General features: G+C 66.2%; 18 protein-coding genes and 1 tRNA gene. 11 read left to right on the top strand and 8 right to left on the bottom strand.

The features are described 5' to 3' along the window. Window positions 1-53: 53 nt before the first annotated feature. Window positions 54-2,732: a valine--tRNA ligase gene (locus tag AAHM44_RS13035; RefSeq protein ID WP_342250241.1), complete on the bottom strand. Its 2,679-nt coding sequence runs from the start codon at window positions 2,730-2,732 to the stop codon at window positions 54-56. A gap of 109 nt (window positions 2,733-2,841) precedes the next feature. On the opposite strand from AAHM44_RS13035, the gene AAHM44_RS13030 reads away from it, so the two are divergent. Beyond that, window positions 2,842-3,264 (top strand): MAPEG family protein, encoded by a 423-nt coding sequence (locus AAHM44_RS13030; RefSeq protein WP_342250258.1) that lies wholly within the window; start codon window positions 2,842-2,844, stop codon window positions 3,262-3,264. Between the two features lie 10 nt (window positions 3,265-3,274). Here AAHM44_RS13030 and AAHM44_RS13025 read toward each other — a convergent pair whose 3' ends face one another. The 5 genes from AAHM44_RS13025 to AAHM44_RS13005 all read right to left on the bottom strand — a co-directional run bounded on the left by AAHM44_RS13025 (window position 3,275) and on the right by AAHM44_RS13005 (window position 9,348). Further along, a complete protein-coding gene (locus tag AAHM44_RS13025; RefSeq protein ID WP_342250240.1) occupies window positions 3,275-4,183 on the bottom strand; it encodes a hypothetical protein in 909 nt (302 codons plus the stop codon). An 85-nt stretch (window positions 4,184-4,268) separates the two neighbouring features. Then, window positions 4,269-6,317 (bottom strand): S9 family peptidase, encoded by a 2,049-nt coding sequence (locus AAHM44_RS13020; RefSeq protein ID WP_342250239.1) that lies wholly within the window; start codon window positions 6,315-6,317, stop codon window positions 4,269-4,271. Window positions 6,318-6,491: 174 nt separating this feature from the next. Further along, on the bottom strand, window positions 6,492-7,007 hold the full coding sequence (locus AAHM44_RS13015; RefSeq protein WP_269575309.1) for a DUF2497 domain-containing protein: 516 nt from the start codon (window positions 7,005-7,007) through the stop codon (window positions 6,492-6,494). 36 nt (window positions 7,008-7,043) lie between these two features. Then, the gene (locus tag AAHM44_RS13010) at window positions 7,044-8,648 is read right to left on the bottom strand and encodes a TolC family outer membrane protein (RefSeq protein WP_269575308.1); all 1,605 of its coding nucleotides are present in this window, start codon (window positions 8,646-8,648) and stop codon (window positions 7,044-7,046) included. A gap of 16 nt (window positions 8,649-8,664) precedes the next feature. Continuing rightward, a complete protein-coding gene (locus AAHM44_RS13005) occupies window positions 8,665-9,348 on the bottom strand; it encodes a protein-L-isoaspartate O-methyltransferase family protein (protein WP_269575307.1) in 684 nt (227 codons plus the stop codon). 164 nt (window positions 9,349-9,512) lie between these two features. On the opposite strand from AAHM44_RS13005, the gene AAHM44_RS13000 reads away from it, so the two are divergent. The 9 genes from AAHM44_RS13000 (at window position 9,513) to AAHM44_RS12960 (ending at window position 15,626) form a co-directional block, all read left to right on the top strand. After that, window positions 9,513-9,586: transfer RNA gene (locus tag AAHM44_RS13000), tRNA-Cys, on the top strand. A gap of 161 nt (window positions 9,587-9,747) precedes the next feature. Next, complete coding sequence (locus AAHM44_RS12995) at window positions 9,748-9,966, top strand: hypothetical protein (protein ID WP_269575306.1); 219 nt, start codon at window positions 9,748-9,750, stop codon at window positions 9,964-9,966. Window positions 9,967-10,022: 56 nt separating this feature from the next. Then, window positions 10,023-10,331 carry a hypothetical protein gene (locus AAHM44_RS12990; protein WP_342250238.1) on the top strand — a complete coding sequence of 103 codons (309 nt, stop codon included), beginning with the start codon at window positions 10,023-10,025 and terminating at the stop codon, window positions 10,329-10,331. Window positions 10,332-10,369: 38 nt separating this feature from the next. Further along, the gene (gene cysS / locus AAHM44_RS12985; protein ID WP_269575304.1) at window positions 10,370-11,800 is read left to right on the top strand and encodes a cysteine--tRNA ligase; all 1,431 of its coding nucleotides are present in this window, start codon (window positions 10,370-10,372) and stop codon (window positions 11,798-11,800) included. Between the two features lie 110 nt (window positions 11,801-11,910). Beyond that, window positions 11,911-12,477, top strand: a complete 567-nt coding sequence (locus tag AAHM44_RS12980; RefSeq protein WP_269575303.1) for a hypothetical protein — start codon at window positions 11,911-11,913, stop codon at window positions 12,475-12,477. A 119-nt stretch (window positions 12,478-12,596) separates the two neighbouring features. Next, entirely contained in the window at window positions 12,597-13,727 is a 1,131-nt protein-coding gene (locus tag AAHM44_RS12975) for a hypothetical protein (RefSeq protein WP_342250237.1), read from the top strand. 136 nt (window positions 13,728-13,863) lie between these two features. Further along, a complete protein-coding gene (locus AAHM44_RS12970; RefSeq protein ID WP_342250236.1) occupies window positions 13,864-14,799 on the top strand; it encodes an NAD(P)-dependent oxidoreductase in 936 nt (311 codons plus the stop codon). Between the two features lie 42 nt (window positions 14,800-14,841). Next, window positions 14,842-15,168: an ArsR/SmtB family transcription factor gene (locus tag AAHM44_RS12965; RefSeq protein WP_342250235.1), complete on the top strand. Its 327-nt coding sequence runs from the start codon at window positions 14,842-14,844 to the stop codon at window positions 15,166-15,168. Between the two features lie 2 nt (window positions 15,169-15,170). Further along, on the top strand, window positions 15,171-15,626 hold the full coding sequence (locus AAHM44_RS12960; protein WP_342250234.1) for an SRPBCC family protein: 456 nt from the start codon (window positions 15,171-15,173) through the stop codon (window positions 15,624-15,626). A gap of 27 nt (window positions 15,627-15,653) precedes the next feature. Here the strand turns inward: AAHM44_RS12960 and AAHM44_RS12955 are convergent, their stop codons facing one another. Both AAHM44_RS12955 and AAHM44_RS12950 read right to left on the bottom strand, forming a co-directional pair. After that, window positions 15,654-16,772: a pyridoxal phosphate-dependent aminotransferase gene (locus tag AAHM44_RS12955; RefSeq protein WP_342250233.1), complete on the bottom strand. Its 1,119-nt coding sequence runs from the start codon at window positions 16,770-16,772 to the stop codon at window positions 15,654-15,656. A gap of 11 nt (window positions 16,773-16,783) precedes the next feature. Continuing rightward, entirely contained in the window at window positions 16,784-17,569 is a 786-nt protein-coding gene (locus AAHM44_RS12950) for a sulfite exporter TauE/SafE family protein (RefSeq protein WP_269576456.1), read from the bottom strand. Window positions 17,570-18,122: 553 nt separating this feature from the next. On the opposite strand from AAHM44_RS12950, the gene AAHM44_RS12945 reads away from it, so the two are divergent. Next, entirely contained in the window at window positions 18,123-19,496 is a 1,374-nt protein-coding gene (locus AAHM44_RS12945) for a class II 3-deoxy-7-phosphoheptulonate synthase (RefSeq protein ID WP_184168277.1), read from the top strand. Window positions 19,497-19,578: the final 82 nt, after the last annotated feature.

The raw sequence follows: 19,578 nt of genomic DNA, 5'->3' as shown, positions 1-19,578 counted from the left end.
CGCAATATCACTGCTAATGGACCCCCGCCTCCGCGGGGATGACGGAATAGAGCTTAACCGAGACGAGCCAGCGCCGCGCTCAGCCGCTCGGCCTCGGCTGCCTTTTCGGCATGATCGGCGCGGGCCTTCTCGACTGCCTCGGGCTTGGCCTTCTCGACGAAGCTCGGGTTGTTGAGGCGACCGGCAAGCCCGTCCCGCTCCTTCTCCGCCGCGGCGATCGCCTTGGCGAGGCGGGTCTTCTCGGCTTCGATATCGACCACGTCGCCGAGCGGCACCACGAAGGTCGCTTCGTCGACGACGATCTGCAGCGAACCGCCGGCAGGCACCTCGCCCGAAGCCTGATCGACGCGCGCCAGACGCGCCAGCGCTGCTTCCTGGCGACCAAGCCGGGCGGTGGTTTCACCCGAGGCATCGCGCACGAAGACCGGCAGGCGAGCACCTGGCGGCACGTTCAGTTCGGTACGGGCGGCGCGGATCTCACTGACGAGCCGGATCAGCCAGTCAATCTCCTGCGCGGCCGAGGGATCGAGCGCACGGGCATCGGCCATCGGCCACTTGGCGACGATCAGTTCATAGTCGCGCGGGCCCATCTTCGACCATAGCTCTTCGGTGATGAAGGGCATGAATGGGTGGAGCATGACCAGGATCTGGTCGAGCACCCAGCCGGCGACCGCGCGGGTCTCCTCGACGCCTTCCGAACCCTCACCCTGCAGCACCGGCTTGATGAGCTCGAGATACCAGTCGCAGAAGCGGCTCCAGACGAACTGGTAGATCGTGTTCGCCGCTTCGTCGAAGCGCAGGTCGGCCAGCGCCAGGTCGAGCGCCTGCACGGTGGCGACGGTCTCGGCGATGATCCAGCGGTTGACCGCGAGGTTCGCCTCGGGCGCCTCGATCGTGGTCGAGGCCGAGATGCCGTTCGACTGGGCGAAGCGCGCGGCGTTCCACAGCTTGGTCGCGAAGTTGCGATAGCCCTCGATCCGCTTCTCATCCATCTTGATGTCGCGGCCCTGGCTTTCCATCGCCGCCATGAAGAAGCGCAGCGCATCGGCGCCGTAATTGTCGATCAGCCCGAGCGGATTGACGACGTTGCCCTTCGACTTGGACATCTTCTGCCCGTCCGCCGCGCGGACCAGGCCGTGCAGGTACAGCGTCCTGAAGGGCACTGCCTTCATGAACTGCAAGCCCTGCATCATCATGCGGGCATCCCAGAAGAACAGGATGTCGAAGCCCGAGATCAGTACGTCATTGGGATAGCGCCCGCCGAGCGTGGGATCAGGGTTCTCCGGCCAGCCCATCGTCGCGAAGGGCCAGAGCGCCGAGGAGAACCAGGTGTCGAGCACGTCGGGATCGCGGGTGAGCGCAACGCCCTCGCCCGCCTGTGCCTGGGCTTCCGCTTCGGTCTCCGCGACATAGGCGGTGCCGTCTGCGTCGAACCAGGCCGGGATCTGGTGGCCCCACCAGAGCTGGCGCGAGACGCACCAAGGCTGGATGTTCTCCATCCAGTTGAAATAGGTCTTTTCCCAGCTCTTAGGCACGACCTTGGTCGCACCCGAACGGACGGCCTCGATCGCCGGCTTGGCCAGCGTCGCGGCATCGACATACCATTGGTCGGTCAGCCAGGGCTCGATCACGTCGCCCGAGCGGTCGCCGAACGGCGTCGCGATCGTGCGCGGTTCGGCGTCATGCTCCTCGCCGTCCTTGTCGACATGCGGGATCAGGAAGCCTTCTTCCTTCAGCCGCGCGACCACCAGCTTGCGCGCCTCGAACCGGTCGATGCCGAGCAGGTCGTCGGGGATCAGCCCGTCGGACGTCTGGGTGATGCGGGCCTTGGTATCGAGCATGTTGAGCATGTCGCGCGCCTCGATCCCGGCGCGGCGGCCGACCTCGAAGTCGTTGAAGTCATGCCCCGGCGTGATCTTGACCGCGCCCGAGCCGAGCTCCGGATCGGCATGCTCGTCGGTGACGATCGGGATCAGGCGACCGGTGATCGGCAGGCGGACCTGCTTGCCGACCAGCGCGGCGTAGCGCTCGTCGGTCGGGTGCACGGCCACCGCCATGTCGGCCAGCATCGTCTCGGGGCGCGTGGTCGCGACCTCGATGAAGCCCGAGCCGTCGGCGAGCGGGTATTTCAGGTGCCAGAAGCTGCCCTTGATGTCCTTCGTCTCGACCTCGAGGTCGCTGATCGCGGTGCCGAGGCCCGGGTCCCAGTTCACCAGGCGCTTGTCGCGGTAGAGCAGCTTCTGCTTGTGCAGCTCGACGAACACCTTGAGGACGGCCTTGGAGAAGCCCTCGTCCATGGTGAAGCGCTCGTTCGCCCAGTCCATCGAGCAGCCGAGGCGGCGGAGCTGCTGCGTGATCTCGCCGCCGCTCTCTTCCTTCCACTCCCAGACCTTGGCGACGAATTCTTCGCGCGTGAAGTCGGTGCGCTTCTGCTGCTTGAGGTTCATCTGGCGCTCGACGACCATCTGGGTCGCGATGCCGGCATGGTCGGTGCCGACCACCCAGCGCGCGTCCTTGCCCTTCAGCCGGGCATGGCGGACCAGGATGTCCTGCAGCGTATTGTCGAGCGCATGGCCGATATGCAGGCTACCGGTCACGTTGGGCGGCGGGTTGACCAGCGTCCAGGGATCGGCGCCATCCCGCTCGGGGCGGAACAGGCCATTGGCTTCCCAGTGCTGGTACCAGCGGGATTCGAGTTCGGCGGGGTCGAAGGTCTTGGGGAGTTCGCTCATGATCGAGCGGCTTTAGCGGCGAGCCGGGCCCCGGGTCGATACAAAACTCGCGGATGATGCAGGTTGTTGATACAAATGCGTAACGACCGAGCCGAGGAGGGAGGCGATGATGCGTCTGGAAATGACCGTGCTGGTGTGGAGCTGCCTGTTGGCGCTCGTGCACATCTTCGGTGCCGCGCAGGTGAAGACCCGGCAATATGGCACCAAATGGAACATGGGCGCCCGTGACGAGGAATTGCCGCCCCCCGCCCCGATCGTCGGGCGGATGAGCCGCGCCCAGGCCAATTTCTTCGAGACCTTCCCGCTGGCGATCATCGCGGTCGTCGCGCTGAGCATCACCGGAACCCAGACCTTCTGGACCCAGCTCGGCGCCCTGCTCTGGCTGGGCGGGCGGATCGTCTACCTGCCGCTCTACGCCGCCGGCGTGCCGGTGCTGCGGACGATCGTGTTCCTGGCCAGCCTGGCCGGCATCCTCATGATGCTGTGGCCGTCGCTGGCGCTCGGCATCGGCGCGAACACGATCCTGGGCTAGCTTCCCCGCGCTAGAGCGCGAGGTCGATGTCGACGATGGCGCGGTCGGCCAGCGCGTTCGGTCCCCAGACCGGCGAATGGACGATCGTGCCGTCGGCTTTGGTCCAGGACAGGCGCACGCTGATCGGAACGCCCGGCGTCACGACATAGCCGCCGCTCGCCGGGAAGCGGCTGCGGTCGCGCAGCAGCCATTTCGCGAAGCCGGTGAGCGGTCTGGCGCCGGTGATCTGGCCGGCGATCATCCAGTTGGTGGCGCCGCCCTCCCCCGCCGTGCCGATCTCGACGTCCACCGGACCGCTGGCGTCGATGCGGCGATGCTCCACCGCGATCCAGGCATCCAGCGGCTGCGGCACCGGGTTGCGCTCGGCAACCGGATCGACGGGGCGGATGCCCAGGTTGCGCAGCAGGCGGTTCACCCCCGCGCTGCCGCCCGCGAGCACCAGCGATTCGATGAGCCGGCAGAGGAAATGCGCATCGGCACCGCCGGTGTCATAGCCATAGTTCGCGAACAGCTCGATCAGCAGCACCGACTGGAAGCCGAAGGTCACCGCCAGCGCGAACAGGCAGGAAAGGATCGGCTTGATGTTCCGCCCGTTGAAGAAGGCCGCGACGAAGCCGAGGTTGAAGAACCATGCCAGGGCGGATTCGAGGATCGCCGCGAGCACGAACAGCACGATCAGCGCCTTGCCCGATTCGGTGATCACCTGCGGCGCTTCCGGATCACCTGCATCGGCGTCGGGCTGGTTCGCCTGGGGTGGAATGGCGGCTTGCGGCGCGGCCGCATCCACCGGCGCGGCTGTTTCATTGGCGACGAATACGCCGTCCTGCTCGTTGGCGACAAGGACACCGTCCTGCGCCAGCGCCGGCCCGACGACCAGATTGGTGGAAAGCAGGAACAGAATGGCGAGCAGGCTGCGCATCAGGTGTCTCCCCCAAAGACAAGGGGGATCAACTACCCGATACGCAGCCTGCTAGCTAACGGACTTCAAGCCATTTCCGAGCGAATTACTGCGCGGTCTTGCCGGTATACTGGTCCAGCCAGCCGAGCACATTGCCATACCATTGCATCGAGTTCTTCGGCTTGAGCACCCAGTGGTTCTCGTCCGGGAACACCAGCAGCTTGGACGGTATCTCGCGGCGCTGGAGCGCCGTGAACGCGGCCAGGCCCTGGGTATAGGGAATGCGGAAGTCCTTCTCGCTGGTGATCACCAGCTGCGGGGTCTTCCACTTGTCGACATGATTGACCGGGTTCCACTTCTCGAACGCGGCGGGGTCCTCGAAATAGGCCTTGCCGCCATGTTCCCACTCGTCGAACCACAGTTCCTCGGTCTCATAGGCCATGGCGCGGGCGTCGAACACGCCGTCATGCTGGACGATGCACTTGAACCGGTCGGGCCACTGTCCCTCGATCCAGTTCATCATGTAGCCGCCATAGGAGGCGCCGAGCGCGCAGGCATTGTCGGCATCGAGATACGCGAACTTGTCCGTCGCGGCCTTGAGGCCCTTTTGCAGGTCCTCGAGCGGCCAGCCGCCCCAATTGTTGCGGATCGCGTCGGTGAAGGCCTGGCCGTAGCCGGTCGAGCCGTGGAAATCGACCGCGACCACCGCATAGCCGGCGCCGGCGAACACGGCCGGGTTCCAGCGATAGGACCAGCTGTTGTTGCTCGAACCCTGCGGACCGCCATGGACGATGAAGGCGATCGGTGCCTTCTTGCCCTCGGCCAGGCTGGCGGGCTTCACCGAATAGCCCCAGACAGTGTCGTTGTTCGCACCGGTGAAGCTGAACCGCTCGACCTTGGGCAGGTCGATGCCGGCAAGCTTCTCGGCGTTGACCGAAGTCAGCCGCGTGCTGGCCTTGCCCTTGAGCGCGTAGAAATCGTCGGGCGCGGTCAGGCTGTTCATCGAATAGACCACGCCGCCCTTGGTCGGCACGATCGCCGAGACATTGCCGAGCTGGGTGAGCCGGGTGACCTTGCCGGTCTTCGGATCGACCGACCAGATCGGGTTCTCCTGCGTATCCTCGGCGGTGACGTAGATCGTCTTCGAATCCGGCGCCCAGGCGATCGAGCCGACCGAACGATCCCAGGCCTGGGTCAGCGCCTTCACTTCGCCGGTGGCGAGGTTGCGCAGCTGGAGCACCTGGCGATCGGCCTCATAGGTTGCCCGCGCCATCGAGAAATAGGCGAGCCACTTGCCGTCCGGCGAAACGGTCGGGAGGTTGTCCATCCCCTCATTCGCCTTGGTCAGGTTGACCGGCGCCGAGCTGCCGTCGGCGGGCGCCGCGAAGATGTCGAGATTGGTCGATTTGGACTCGATCCGCCCCGCCTCGCGCAGCGCGAAGTAGACGGTCTTGCCGTCCGCGCTCCACGATAGTTCCTCGCCGCCGCCGAACGGCTTGGAAGGCGTGTCGCCGATCAGGCTGCCGACGATCGGGGTGCCGTTGCCGGTGGCGCCGTTCGGGCCGAAGGGCAGCACGAACAGCTGCGAGCGCTCGCCGTTCGACCATGTATCCCAGTGGCGCACGAACAGCTGGTCATAGGTGCGGCCCGAGCCGGCATTGGGGTCCTTCTTGACCATCGCCGGCTCGAGGCTGGGCGCGCCGGGTTTGCGATCGGCCCAGACGAGCAGCTTCGAGCCGTCGGGCGAAACCTTGAACCCGCTGAACCCGCCCGGGATATGGGTGAGCTGGGTCGCGGTGCCGCCGGTGATGGCGACGCCCCACACGGCATCGTCGCCGCCCTTGTCCGACTGGAACCACACGGTCTTGCCGTCGGCCGAGAATTGCGGGCTGGTCTCGTTGACATCCGCTTCCGCCACGAGCTTCTCGGGCTTGGCGCCCTTCACCGTCAGGTCGAGGCGCCACAGGTCGTAGCGCCCCTTGTTGGCGGCGAGATCGGTCTCGCGCTGCTGCCAGACGAGCCAGTGGCCGTCGGGCGACACCGCCGGCGCGCCGACGCGCGACATGGTGGCGACGTCCTGGATGGTGAGGTCACGCGCCAGCGCGGGCGCGGTGGTGGCGGCGAGCGTAACGCTCGCGAGCAGGATGTGCTTCATGGCCACGAGGATAGCCGGAAGGTTGCGGGCGTTACAATCGGCCAGCACCATCAAACCAGCCATTTTCGTCATCCCGGCGAAAGCCGGGATCTCGTGCGGCTCTTTTCCACAATCGCCTAAGATCCCGGCTTTCGCCGGGATGACGGATTAGTCGTGGGATTGGAAAACAGCCGGTTACCGCCCGGTGATTCGCGAGATTTCCTTCGCGACCATGTCTTCCACCAGACGCGGCAGGTTGGCATCGAGCCAATCGCTCAGCATCGGCTTGAGCATCGAGCGGACCATGCCCTCCAGCGTGTCCGAGCCGGTCACTTCCGGCTTCACCACCATGCGCGACAGCGCTTCGAGCGGGCCGCGAGTCGCCTGTGCGGCGCTCTCCGACACGATCGGTTCGGCGGGCTGCTCGACCGGTGCCGCGGCGGCGGGCGCGACAACCTTCTTGGCGGGAGCTTCGGGCTGCGTGGGTGAACCCATCGACATCGGCGTCGGCGTCTCCAGACTGTCGTCTTCGACCGGTTGGCTCAGCTCAAGTATCTCGTCAACCGTGGCGGACTTGTCCGCCACCGTCGTCGTCGCGCGACCGGCACGACGCGTACGCGTCGCGATGGCAGCATCGCCTTCCTCGGCGATGATGCGCTTGATGGAGGAAAGGATCTCCTCCATCGACGGTTCGCTACTGATGTCCCCCATCAACCGGCTACTCCTGCAAGCCCCGGGGTGGGGTAATCACGGCTTTTTACGGTTAATGTCAACAGGCCGCGTGGTGTCGGTGCGCTGGAGCACCGGGTCGAGCGACGTGCCGCTGACATCCGGTGTCTGCACCGGCGTCTGGTTGGTGCGGGTGCCCACCGTCTGCGGCTCGGGATCGTCGTTGCGGTCCGACCAGCGATTCTTCACGCGCTTGTAGTTGATCTCGGGGTCGTAGAGCGGCCCGCCGTCAAGGTTAAGGTCGCGTGCCTCGGCCCGGCCCATCGCCGCCAGCAGCTGGAAGCCGGCCACATAGGCGTCGCGCTCCGCCGTGACATAATTGACCTGGCTGTTGAGCAGTTCCTGCTCCGCGTTCAGGATGTCGAGGATCGTGCGGGTGCCGACGCTGTTCTCGGCGCGGACGCCCTCGAGGCTGAGCTTGTTGGCATCGACCGCGACGCGGGTCGATTCGATCACCCGCAGCGAGGACTGGTAGTTCGCATAGGCCGAGCGGACCTGGGCGATCACGCCGCGCTCGGTGAGCGTGACGGTTTCCATCGCCGCGGCACGGCGCGCCTGGGCCTGACGGACCTGCGCGGCCGGGCGGCCGCCCTGGAAGATCGGCAGCGTCACCTGGGCGCCGACGCTGTTCGCGATGCCGTTGGCGTTGATGCCGTTCGCGGCGTGCAGCTGGTCGCTCAGCGAGCCGAGATAATTATAATAGTTGCTGCTCGCGGTCAGCGCGACCTGGGGCGAGCGCGTCGCCCTGGCGGCACGCACGTCGAACGCGGTGGCATCGCGCTGCTTCTGCGCCGCCTCGAGGTCCGGATTGCTCGCGATCGCGGCCTGTTCGGCATCCTGCACGTCGCCCGGCAGGTTCGGCAGCGCCGGCGGCTGGGCGAGCACGCCCGGAGGCGCGCCGATGATGCGGATATAGTTTTCGCGCGAACCGATCAGCCCGGCTTCGGCGGTGCGCAGCTGGCTCTGGGCAAGCGCGAGGCGGGCTTCCGACTGGGCGACGTCGGTGCGGGTCAGGTCGCCGACTTCGAACCGGTCGCGAGTCGCCTGGAGGTTGACCTCCAGCACATGGACGTTCTGCTGGTTGAGGCGAACGATCGCCTCGAAGCGCAGCACATCGACATAGGACGTCACCGCATCGGTGAAGAGCTGGGCTTCCGAACCGCGCAGGCTGGCCTGGCCGGCATCGACGCGGGTTTCGGCTGCGCGCACCGAGTTGCGCACGGCGCCGCCCGAATAGACCGGCACCGAGACGCTGAGGCCGGCGCGGCCCTGGCGGGTCGGCCCGGCGAACGGACCTGAAAGCGCGTCGCTGTCATAGATGCTGTCGGTGACCGACGCGGTGCCGTTCAGGCCCGGACGGCCCGCGGCTCGTGCGATCGGGACATTCTCGTCGTTCGCGCGCTGGGTGGCGCGGTCCGACTGGAGGCCCGGATTGGTGTTGTACGCCTGAACCAGTGCATCGCGCAGCGTCGTCGTCGGTTGCGCGGCCTCGGCCGGCGCCGCAGTGCCGACTTCGACGCGTACGGGCGTGCTGGTGCCCGAACGCGTCGTCGTGGTCTGCGCGGCAGCAGGCACGGCAATCGCAACAAGGCTGACGCCCAGGAACAGAGAGGAAATTCGCATGAGCCTCTTCTTCAGATCAGAATTTAAAGGTTCGTAGGCGTTCGAAACCAGGAAGCACTGCACATTCGATGTCGGCGAAGTCGGTGAGGCCGAAGCCCCCCTCGGTCCGCTGACCGGTGGCGAGACGGGTGACGCCCCGATCCACGATACCGGTGACCACGCGGCCATCGGGCTTGAGCTGGTCGAGCAGCGCGGCGGGAAGCTCCTCGACCGCGCCATCGACCACCAGAAGATCATATGGGCCTTCCGAGGCGTGGCCGGCGGCCAGCGGACCCTCGATCGGCTCGACATTGGCATAGCCGGCCAGCGCGGTGCGGGCGAGCGCGGCCAGGGCCGGCTCCTCCTCGACCGCGACCACCGACGTGGCGAGGTCGGCGAGCAGCGCGGCGGCATAGCCACCGGCGCCGCCGATCAGCAGCACCTTGTCGGTCGGGCGGACATTCGCGACTGTCAGCAGCCGGCCCGTCGCCAGCGGCAGGTTCTGGCTGCGGCCGCCGGGCAGCGGCAGCAGCGTGTCGCGATAGGCGATCGCGCGATTCTCTTCCGGCAGGAAGTCCTCGCGCGGAACGCGTGCCATCACCTCGACCACGCGAACATCATTGACCGCGTTGGTGCGCAGCTGGCTGGCGACCATCGCGTGGCGCATCACTTCGAAGCGGTTCGCCTCGGCAGGCGCGGTATCGACCGAAAGAGCCATCATCACTCCGGATATCTGGCACAACCGTATTAGTTGTGCAATACACTGTTTCTGTAGGCGGCTTGTATCCCCTTCATATGGCTTCGCCAAGCAATGCGCGCAGCTATTTTTGCACTGCAATGTTGACAGGACCGCAAGCACCTGCGCATTGCCGCCCCTCGCTCCGAGGCCCGATGGCGGAGTGGTGACGCAGAGGACTGCAAATCCTTGCACGCCGGTTCGATTCCGGCTCGGGCCTCCACTCTATTTCCCCACCATGACGCGTCACCTTTTGGCTGTGCCGGTGTGGCTTTCCTGCAACTCATCTACGGATTCGCACGGCCCGTCGGCGACGTACCGACCCGCACGCGGAACAAATCACGATTCCGTGCCGTTGACCTCCCGATTATCGGGAGACGAGGCATGTACGATTTCGGCATCCGACACGCTCTTACCGGCTATCGTGTCGCGTATCGTCCGCAGCAGCAGAATTATTGTCCGGGCTGCGGGGGATCCCATTGGGTCATCGGCCGGCTGACCGCTGAATGCGCGTTCTGCGCGACGGCATTGCCGCTGATGGCGGGGGGCAGTTCCGGCAATGGTCTTATCCGTCGCCAGGGCGAGGCGGCGTTGGCCGCCTGAACCTCCCGCCTGCTCATGCGTTTCCGCGGGTCTGAACTCCGCGAACAGGAACGCTTATGACCGATGTTTCCGTTACCTCGCCCGTCGAGCGGATCGCGCGCGTGATCGCCGCCGAGATGCTGAGCCCCAATGGCGAGGCGTTCGAGGAACCGGTGGAACCGGTCGGGCTCATGGTCGAGCGGATCTGGCCGGTCGAGGTCGAGCGGGCGATGGCGATCCTGCGTACCCTGCGCGAGCCGACTCGCGAGATGGTCGCGGCCGGGCGCGAGGCGGGGGATGATCCGGCGTTGATCTGGAACGCGATGGTCCGCGCCGCGCTGGAACAGGCGGTGGAGACGGTGGAGACCGTGGCCGAACCCGCCTGAGGCTTGCAGCCGGGGCGCGAGCCGCTAATGCCTCCGGAATGACCGGCGCCCAGCTCACGCTTTACAATTCGCTCACCCGCAGTTTGGAATCCTTCCAGCCGCTCGACCCCGCGCAAGGCGTACGCGTCTATTCGTGCGGGCCGACGGTCTATAATTACGCCCATCTCGGCAATCTGCGCGCCTATGTCTTCACCGACACGCTGAGCCGGGTGCTGACCTGGAAGGGCTATCCCCTCACCCATGTCATCAACATCACAGATGTCGGCCACCTGACCAGCGACGCCGATGCCGGCGACGACAAGATGGAAGCGGCGGCCAAGGCCCAGGCGAAGAGCATCTGGGACATCGCCGCGCATTACACCGCAGCGTTCAAGCAGAACATTTCGGATCTCAACATCCGCCAGCCGAGCCGCTGGTCGGTGGCGACCGATCACATCGCCGAGATGATCGACTTCGCCGAGAAGATCGCGCCCGAGCATTGCTACGAGCTCGAGTCGGGCCTGTATTTCGACACGACCAGCGTGCCCGACTATGGCCGCCTTGCCGGCAACCAGGATGACGCAGCCGAAGGGCGGATCGATCCGGTGGCCGGCAAGCGTCATCCCCAGGACTTCGCGATCTGGCGCAAGTCGCCGCAGGGCGAGCAGCGCCAGATGGAATGGGACAGCCCCTGGGGCAAAGGCGCGCCGGGCTGGCACCTCGAATGCTCGGTGATGAGCATCAAATATCTGGGCGCTCCGTTCGACATCCATACCGGCGGCATCGATCACCGTGAGATCCACCACCCCAACGAGATCGCGCAGAACCAGGCGTTCTGCGGTTGCTCGGATACCGGCTCGCATTTCTGGATGCACAACAACTTCCTGGTCGACCGCCAGGGCAAGATGTCCAAGTCCAAGGGCGGCTTCACCACGCTGCAGTCGCTGATCGACGCGGGCGTGCATCCGCTCGCCTATCGCCTGATGTGCCTTTCGGCGCAGTACCGCAGCGAGCTGGAATTCTCGGCCGAGAACCTCGCCGCCGCCCTCACCCGCCTCAAGCGACTGGTGATGACGGTGAGCGCGCTCAAGGCGCGAGCCGAGGGAGACGGCACTGCTCCGGTCAACTGGCTGGAGCGGCTCGACGAGGCAGTGTCGGACGATCTCAACACGCCCAAGGCACTGCCCGCGCTCGACGAGATGCTCGCCGAGAAGAAGCTGTCGCCCGCCGATCGCCTCGCCGGCCTTGCTGCGTTCGATGCGGTGCTCGGCCTGCGCCTGCTCGAGCTGACCCGCGAGGAACTCCGCGTCCGCCCCGCCGGTGCGACGATCACCGCCGAGGAGATCGAGGATCGTCTGGTCGAGCGCAAGGAAGCCCGGCTGGTGAAGGATTTCCAGCGCTCGGACACGATCCGCGATGCGCTTGCGGCCGCCGGTATCGAGGTGATGGACGGCGATCCGCTCGGCTGGGACTGGAAGCCGGCGATTTAATCGCAGCGGGCAGGCTTCGCAGCGCCGGCGACCGGCTTGGTCGATGCCGGCTGGGTTTCCGTCGCCATGGCTGCACCGGACAGGCGTCGTCCCTGTCCGGAGTCGCCCCGATGAAGCCCTACCCTGTCCTTGTCACGCTGCTCGTCGTCCCTGCACTGTTCGCCGCCGCGACGGTCTGGGCCAATGGCGACGAACCAGAGCTCGCCGGCAGCTGGTCCCAGGCCTCGATCGGGCAGGAACTGGTGATCGCGCCGAAGTTCAAGCTGCAGCCGAGCATGACGCCCAACTACGGCACCAGCCTGGGCGGGACGGTCGGCACCGGCTCGTATACCAATACCACGATCGTCACCGAAGCGACGCCAATGCGTGTCGACCGCCGCATGAACCTGTCGATCCGCCCTGACGGCGGCTATAGCTGGCGCATCACCAAGGTGCAGCCGGAGGGCGCGCGTTGCGCCCGGACGATCGACCAGGTGAAGCAGGGGCGCGTATCGATCGCGGGCGGCAAGATCAGTTTCGCGACGAGCGGCGGCACCGAGACCTGGCGGAGCAGCTGCGGCAAGAGCGGCACTGGCGCCGTTGCGGCCATCACCGAGACCTATCGCTATTCGCTGGCCGCCGGCGTGCTCTCGGTTCGCGGTTCCGGTGGAGTGAACTGGCAGTTCCGCCGCAATTGACCCTTGGGTCTGCCCTGAAGCGGTGGCGGGCGCAGGCAGCGCCGATTTTGTCGCAGCGACGTTCCTTCTGGTGGCGGCAGATCACAAGGGCGGGGTGAACTTTCACCGCAGGGCCGTCCATGCCTCGATCGAACCACACCCGTCTCTCCCGCCTGTCCGCGTTTCTGGCTCTCCTCGTCGTCGCACAGGGCAGTGCTCCCGATGCGGCGCGAGCCGCGCCGCTCCCGATGCAGGACTGCGCGGCGGCGCTGCAGCAGGCGGCGGACGATATTTCGGCGCTGCCCTCCTCCACGCCTTCTGAGGTCAACGACCAGCTGCAGCTCGATTACGATGCGGCACAAGCGGCGACCAGTCCCGCCGCCTGCATGGCGATCGTCCTCCGCATGAACGAGGTCGTGCGGCGCTATCGCGTTACGGGCAGCGCGGACGGTGCAGGTGGTGCCGGACTGGGTGCACGAAGGTCCGGCCAGGGCAGCGACCGCGCAGCTGCGACGCCTGCGCCCTCCGCCGGGCAAATTGCCCGGGAAGATGTCGAGGAGCGGCGCCGCGAACGCCTCGAGCGGGCAACCCAGGACCAGAACGAAGACGTCAGCGCGGTCGCCGCCTATGGCGAGGCATTCGCTGCCTATCGCTTGGCGATCCACGCTGTCGCCAAGACTGTGCAGCCGCAACCCGAGCTCGGAAGCGTGGATAAGCCGATAGCCGAGATTGGCGTGATCATCGAGCGGATGGAGAACGACATCATCGTCAATGACAATGTCGATGCGCTCCACGCCAGGCTGGAGGATGCCTTCCGGCGGATCGACGAGCTGCGCAAGGCTGCCGATCGTGCCTCGGAGCGCTTCCGGGCGGCGAAGGCAGCCAAGGAGGCGGCGGAAAGCAATAAGCCTGGCGATGACCCTTTGCTGGGACCATTGGTTCCGCTGCGCTTCTACAAGAACTACAAAGTGGCGGAAGAGCGCTATCTCCAGGCCGCGCGCAGGCTCGCGCAAGCTGAATTCGCCGCCAAGCAGGCGCGCAACAAGATCGACCGCTGGATCCACTGGTACCAGCCGTTTCTCGACATGAAGCCCGGCTATAAGCAGGCCTATGACGCGGCCTATGCGAGGCATGCCGAGGAGCAGGAGAGTGTCAGGAACAAGTGCGACAATATTGCGCTCAGCGCCTGCGTCCAGCTGACCCGCACCACCAATGAGCGGCAGAAGCGCGAACTGGACGGCATCTTCAACAGCTATGTGATCCGGCAATAGGCCGTATCGGGCGGCCGGATTTCTCGCAGTTGCCCTTGCATCCCCCCGCCTGCTTTCGCCAAATACGGGCCTGAGTGGTTAGGAGCAGGGCGATGCGGAAAGAGCAGCTGGAGCCGGCGGGCACAGGGCTCGGCCGATGAAGGCCGTCCTCCCCGCGCTCGCCCGGCCACTCGTCGAGCCGCAACTGCCGGCGGGCCTCGATATCGCCTGGTTCGCTACGCCCGAGGAAGCGCGCGCCGCGGTAGCCGATGCCGATATCGCCTGGCTCGATCACAACAATCCGCAGATCTGGGCGGAGAACGTAGCCGCGGCGACGCGGCTCCAATGGCTGTCGACCCTCTATGCCGGGCTCGATGTGCTCGACACCGCGCTGCTGTGCGAACGCGGCACACGGGTGACCAATGGCAGCGGGGTCAATGCGCATACCGTCGCCGAATATGCGGTTATGGGCGCGCTGGTCGCCGCCAAGCGCTTCGACCAGGTCATCCGCGCCGCCGATCGCCAGGAATGGCCTACGGACGCGCCGGGCAAGCTCGAGCTGTTCGAAAGCAAGGCGCTGGTGATCGGCTATGGCACGATCGGCAGGCTGATCGGCGAGCGATTGCAGGCCTTCGGCGTTGAAGTGACCGGCGTCACTCGTTCAGGTGCCGAAGGCACGGTGGGCCCGGATGCCTGGCGCGCGCTGCTGCCCGAGACTGACTGGGTGTTCCTGGCCGCTCCGTCCACCGATGCCAGCCGCGCGATGATCGGCGCCGAGGAACTGGCGGCGATGAAGCCGAGCGCCTGGATCATCAATGTCGGTCGCGGCGAGCTGATCGACCAGGACGCGCTGATCGAGGCCTGCACCAAGCGGCGCATCGCCGGCGCCTTTCTCGACACTGTCACGCCCGAGCCGTTGCCGCCCGAGCATCCGCTGTGGACCACGCCCAACGTCATCCACTCGATGCACCTGTCGGGCCGCAGCCAGACGCGCATGTTCCTCCGCGCCGCGGCCCTGTTCGTCGAGAACATCAATGCGTTCGTCGAGGGGCGTCCGCTCCGCAACGAAGTCGATCTCGCCGCCGGCTATTGATTTCCGCTTGCCCAACCGGGGTGGTGAAGATTAGTTAGGTGTATGCCTAACCAAATCGACGCTGCCTTCGGCGCGCTTGCCGATCCCACCCGTCGGGCGGTGGTCGAGCGGCTGGGTGACGGCCCGGCCAGCGTCAGCGACCTCGCATCCGGCTTCACCATGGCGATGCCGAGCTTCCTCCAGCATGTCCGGGTACTCGAGGGCGCCGGGCTGGTCCGCACCGAGAAGCAGGGCCGCGTCCGCACCTGCACCCTCGAGCCGTTCGCCCTTGCGGCGGTCGAGCAATGGATCATCGAGCGCCGCCGCGCGACCGAAGCGCGTTACGATCGCCTCGCCAAATTCCTCGACGCCGAGGATCAGGAGAATTGAGCATGGCCGAAGCCGTCCACGACAAGTTCGTCATCGAGCGCCGCTTCAAGCAATCCCCGGCCCGGGTCTTCGCCGCTTTCGCCAGCGAGGAAGGCAAGGCGCGCTGGTTCTCTGGCCCGAACGAACTTTGGGACATGGTTGATCGCCATTTCGACTTCCGGGTCGGCGGCACCGAGCATCTGGAGGGCCACTGGAAGAGCGGCACGGTCACTCGCTTCGACGCCTCCTATCACGACATCGTGCCCGACAGCCGGATCGTCTATGCCTATCGCATGAAGCTGAACGGCAAGCCGATCTCGGTGAGCCTGTGCTCGATCGAGCTGCAACCAGACGGCGCCGGCACGCGTCTGCTCCATACCGAGCACGGCATCTATCTCGACGGCTATGAGGATAATGGCTCCCGCTTCCATGGGATCAGCCTGCAGTACGACAAGCTGGGCGAGACACTGCCCGACTGAGCCGGGCATGCCCCGCCCTCCCCGCGATCAGGCTCCCACCACCTCCGGCAGCGCCGCGGCATAGCGCTTCACGTCCTCGATCCTTCCGGTCGAGACGCGCGACCATTGCGACCATTTGCCATAGGCGCCGCGGATCTGGATTCCCTTGGCCGCCATCGCCTTCTGCACCGCATCGGCATCGGGCACCTTTACATAGACGAAGTTCGCCTGGCTCGGCGCGGCGGTCAGTCCCGCCTTCTTCACCGCATCGAGGATCAGCCCGCGCCCTTCCAGGATCCGGTTCTTCGAGAAGCCGGTAAAGGCGGTGTCGTTGTACGAGGCGATCGCCGCCGCCAGCCCTGCGGTATTGCCGCCGAAGCTCATCTCGTATTTCCGGATCGTCGCGATCGTCTCGGGCTGGCCGATCGCGAAGCCGACGCGCAGCCCGGCCATGCCGTAGATCTTGGAGAAGGTGCGGCAGACGAGCAGGTTGTGCCCCTCCTTCACCAGCGCCGAGACCGAGCTGTAGTCGGGCCTGTCGGTCAGCTCCATATAGGCTTCGTCGACCAGCACCGTCGCGCTCGGCCCGACCTTGCGGACGAACGCCCGCATCGCATCGCCGTCGAGCAGCCGCCCGGTCGGGTTGTTCGGGTTGCAGATATGGACGAGCCCGACATCGGGTCCCACCGCCGCCGCCATCGCATCGAGATCGATGTCGAGATCGGGCTTGAGCGCCACCCGCTTCAGCTTCGCGCCCTTGGCCTCGGCATAAAGCGCGGTCGTATCCCAGAACAGCTCGGGGCACAGGATCGCGCCCTTGCCCTTCAGCGCGAGCCCCGCCGCGCTCAGCACTTCGGTCGAGCCGCTGCCGAGCGCGACATGATCCGGCGTCACCCCGAAGCGCTCGGCGATCATCGCGGTCAGCTTCCTGGCGGCGGTGTCGGCGTAATAGCATCCCTTGGCCGACCATTCGGCGATCGCCGCGATCGCGCTCGGCGCGGGGCCATAGGGGTTCTCGTTGCGCGAGAGCAGCGCGATATCCGCCGCCGGCCCGAACAGCGGCGCTTCGGCCCCCGCCGCAGCATGGGCAAGGCGCGGCGGGAATGCAGCGCAGGCCGCGGTTGCGGCACCGCCGCGGATCAGCGTCCTTCTCGAAAGCTCGACCATCTTCGCCTCCATCATTTGAGTCCGTTGCGGATCATCACGATCCCGATCAGCACGAGGTACAATCCGAAGATCCGGCGCAGCAGCGACGGACTGAGCGCATGCGCGGCGGCGACGCCCCAGGGCGCCGAGATCAGCGTGGTCGAGGTGACGACCAGCGCCGCCGGCAGGTTGACGAAACCCAGCGAGCCGAACGGCAGCCCAGGCTTGCCCAGCCCGATCGCGATGAAGCCGATCACGCCGGGAATGGCGATGATCGCGCCGATGCCCGAGGCTGTGGCGATCGCGCGGTGGATCGACTTGCCGCACAGCGTCATCACGATGATCGCGATCGTGCCGCCGCCGATGCCGAGCAGCGAGGAAAAGGCGCCAAGCCCGCCCGCGATCCCCGCCCGCGCGGCACCGCCCGGCATGGCAGTCGCCAGCTGACGCTCGGCGAGCAGCGGGAACAGGAAGTGCAGCGCCATGATGAGCACGCCGGTGCCGAAGATCGCGGCCAGCCCCGCGCCCGGCACCCGTGCCGCCAGCAGCACGCCGCCGCCGACTCCGAGCACGATCCACGGCGCCCAGCTTTTCAGGACGTCGAAGTCCACCGCGCCGCGCTTGGCATGGGCGTGGACCGAGCGGATCGAGGTCGCGACGATCGTGGCCAGCGAAGTGCCGATCGCGACATGCGCGAGTTCGTCCGGGCTGCCGCCCAGCAGCGGCAGCACCGCGAACAGTGCCGGCACGACGACAAATCCGCCCCCGATCCCGAAAAGCCCGCCGGCGAACCCGGCTACCAGCCCGGCGGCAAGCATCGCCGCGAGCGCTTCCACCCAGGCAACCGCGGTCACCGGGCACTTCCTTCGAGACTGGGTACGCGCAAAAGAACTTTGGGCACGAAACTCTCCCGCTGAGCTTCCTGCCTCTCCTGTCGCAGCGCGCTTCCCGGTCCGCGCCCTTTGGGCCGTCGGACGGTGCGTGCCGCTATGTACGTTCCTTGCGACGCATGGCCGCGTCGCTGCCGGCCTGCGATTCCGGCGTATGCGAGGCTATCAGAGACCGTGGCGACTGCAAGTGCGCATGAATTACCCTGCTGGGGAAATTTTTCGCTTGCAGGATTTTACCCAGCGGGGGTAAGGCGCCTGCACTATGACGACACTTGCAGGCACCAAGATCCGCCGCTTCCGCGAGGAACGCTCCCTCACCCGCGCTGCCTTTGGCGCCTGGTTCGATATTCCGGGCTCTACCGTCCAGGGCTGGGAGAAGGATGGCAAGCGCGCCAATGCCAAGGTGGCGAACCTGATCGCCGCGCATGGCATTGCCGGCCATGCCGACTGGAATGTGACTGTGCGCGAAGCGGAGAATGACATGCATGCAAGCTGGAGCCCCTCGAGCTGGAAGGCCGCCGAGGCGCGCCAGCTGCCCAATTACCCCGATCAGGGCGCGCTCGACGCGGCGACCAACCAGCTGACCTCCTTCCCGCCCCTCGTCTTCGCCGGCGAGGCGCGCGAGCTGACCAGCGAGCTGGCCAAGGTGTCGCGCGGCGAGGCCTTCCTGCTCCAGGGCGGCGATTGCGCGGAGAGCTTCGCCGAGTTCCACCCGAACAACATCCGCGACACCTTCCGCGTGCTGCTCCAGATGGCGGTGGTCCTCACCTTCGCCTCGAAGCTGCCGACGGTGAAGCTCGGCCGCATGGCCGGCCAGTTCGCCAAGCCGCGCTCGGCCGATACCGAGACGATCAACGGCGTCGAGCTGCCGTCCTACCGCGGCGACAATGTCAACGACATCGCCTTCACCCCCGAGGCGCGCATCCCCGACCCGCAGCGAATGCTCCAGGGCTATTCGCAGTCGGCGGCGACACTCAACCTGCTCCGCGCCTTCGCACAGGGCGGCTATGCCAATCTGCACCAGGTCCATAAATGGACCCACGACTTCATGGGTCGTAGCCCCTGGGCGAAGAAGTACGCCGATGTCGCCGACCGGATCGGCGAGGCGCTCGACTTCATGGCCGCCTGCGGTATCGATGCGGACAGCGTGCCGCAGCTCAAGGCGACCAGCTTCTACACCAGCCACGAGGCGCTGCTGCTCCCCTATGAGGAAGCGATGACGCGCCAGGATTCGCTGACCGGCGACTGGTACGACACGTCCGCGCACTTCCTGTGGATCGGCGATCGCACGCGGTTCGAGGGGTCGGCGCATGTCGAGTTCCTGCGTGGCATCGGCAACCCGATCGGCATGAAGTGCGGCCCCAGCCTGGAGCCGGACGCGCTGCTGCGCCTGCTCGATACGCTGAACCCGAGCCGCACACCGGGCCGGATGACGCTGATCACCCGCTATGGCCACGACAAGATCGAGGCCGGACTGCCCAAGCTCGTCCGTGCGGTGAAGCGCGAGGGGCATCCGGTGGTGTGGAGCTGCGATCCGATGCACGGAAACGTCATCAAGGCCGCGAACGGCTACAAGACCCGTCCGTTCGATCGCATCCTGGCCGAAGTCCGCGGCTTCTTCGCCGTGCACCGTGCGGAGGGCACGTTCGCCGGCGGCATCCATGCCGAGATGACGGGGCAGAATGTCACCGAATGCACCGGTGGCGCGATCGACATCACCGAGCAGGGCCTGGCCGATCGTTACCACACGCATTGCGATCCGCGCCTCAATGCGGGACAGAGCCTGGAGCTCGCGTTCCTGCTTGCCGAAATGCTCAACGAGGAAATGGCTGAACGCAGAAAAGCCGCTGCTTGATCGAATATTACGGAACCGCTCCGTTAATTAACGGATTTACATCGCTGTCAGCATCCTGGATTGGCTACGCTTTGCGCGGAGT

Source organism: Sphingomonas sp. OTU376 (genome assembly GCF_038440415.1).
GTDB classification, from domain to species: Bacteria; Pseudomonadota; Alphaproteobacteria; order Sphingomonadales; family Sphingomonadaceae; genus Sphingomonas; species Sphingomonas kyeonggiensis_A.
Note: the sequence above shows the minus strand (reverse complement) of the source record. Positions and strands in the feature narration are given on the sequence as shown.

Excerpts from the sequence above, each read along its gene's own strand:
- AAHM44_RS12980 (WP_269575303.1), top strand. The coding sequence starts at position 11,911 with ATGAAGCCCTACCCTGTCCTTGTCACGCTGCTCGTCGTCCCTGCACTG.
- AAHM44_RS13030 (WP_342250258.1), top strand. The coding sequence starts at position 2,842 with ATGCGTCTGGAAATGACCGTGCTGGTGTGGAGCTGCCTGTTGGCGCTC.
- AAHM44_RS13035 (WP_342250241.1), bottom strand. The coding sequence starts at position 2,732 with ATGAGCGAACTCCCCAAGACCTTCGACCCCGCCGAACTCGAATCCCGC.
- AAHM44_RS12950 (WP_269576456.1), bottom strand. The coding sequence starts at position 17,569 with ATGCTTGCCGCCGGGCTGGTAGCCGGGTTCGCCGGCGGGCTTTTCGGG.
- AAHM44_RS12990 (WP_342250238.1), top strand. The coding sequence starts at position 10,023 with ATGACCGATGTTTCCGTTACCTCGCCCGTCGAGCGGATCGCGCGCGTG.
- AAHM44_RS12945 (WP_184168277.1), top strand. The coding sequence starts at position 18,123 with ATGCATGCAAGCTGGAGCCCCTCGAGCTGGAAGGCCGCCGAGGCGCGC.
- AAHM44_RS13005 (WP_269575307.1), bottom strand. The coding sequence starts at position 9,348 with ATGATGGCTCTTTCGGTCGATACCGCGCCTGCCGAGGCGAACCGCTTC.
- AAHM44_RS12960 (WP_342250234.1), top strand. The coding sequence starts at position 15,171 with ATGGCCGAAGCCGTCCACGACAAGTTCGTCATCGAGCGCCGCTTCAAG.
- cysS (WP_269575304.1), top strand. The coding sequence starts at position 10,370 with ATGACCGGCGCCCAGCTCACGCTTTACAATTCGCTCACCCGCAGTTTG.
- AAHM44_RS12965 (WP_342250235.1), top strand. The coding sequence starts at position 14,842 with ATGCCTAACCAAATCGACGCTGCCTTCGGCGCGCTTGCCGATCCCACC.
- AAHM44_RS13015 (WP_269575309.1), bottom strand. The coding sequence starts at position 7,007 with ATGGGGGACATCAGTAGCGAACCGTCGATGGAGGAGATCCTTTCCTCC.
- AAHM44_RS12970 (WP_342250236.1), top strand. The coding sequence starts at position 13,864 with ATGAAGGCCGTCCTCCCCGCGCTCGCCCGGCCACTCGTCGAGCCGCAA.
- AAHM44_RS13020 (WP_342250239.1), bottom strand. The coding sequence starts at position 6,317 with ATGAAGCACATCCTGCTCGCGAGCGTTACGCTCGCCGCCACCACCGCG.
- AAHM44_RS13010 (WP_269575308.1), bottom strand. The coding sequence starts at position 8,648 with ATGCGAATTTCCTCTCTGTTCCTGGGCGTCAGCCTTGTTGCGATTGCC.
- AAHM44_RS12975 (WP_342250237.1), top strand. The coding sequence starts at position 12,597 with ATGCCTCGATCGAACCACACCCGTCTCTCCCGCCTGTCCGCGTTTCTG.
- AAHM44_RS12955 (WP_342250233.1), bottom strand. The coding sequence starts at position 16,772 with ATGGTCGAGCTTTCGAGAAGGACGCTGATCCGCGGCGGTGCCGCAACC.
- AAHM44_RS13025 (WP_342250240.1), bottom strand. The coding sequence starts at position 4,183 with ATGCGCAGCCTGCTCGCCATTCTGTTCCTGCTTTCCACCAATCTGGTC.
- AAHM44_RS12995 (WP_269575306.1), top strand. The coding sequence starts at position 9,748 with ATGTACGATTTCGGCATCCGACACGCTCTTACCGGCTATCGTGTCGCG.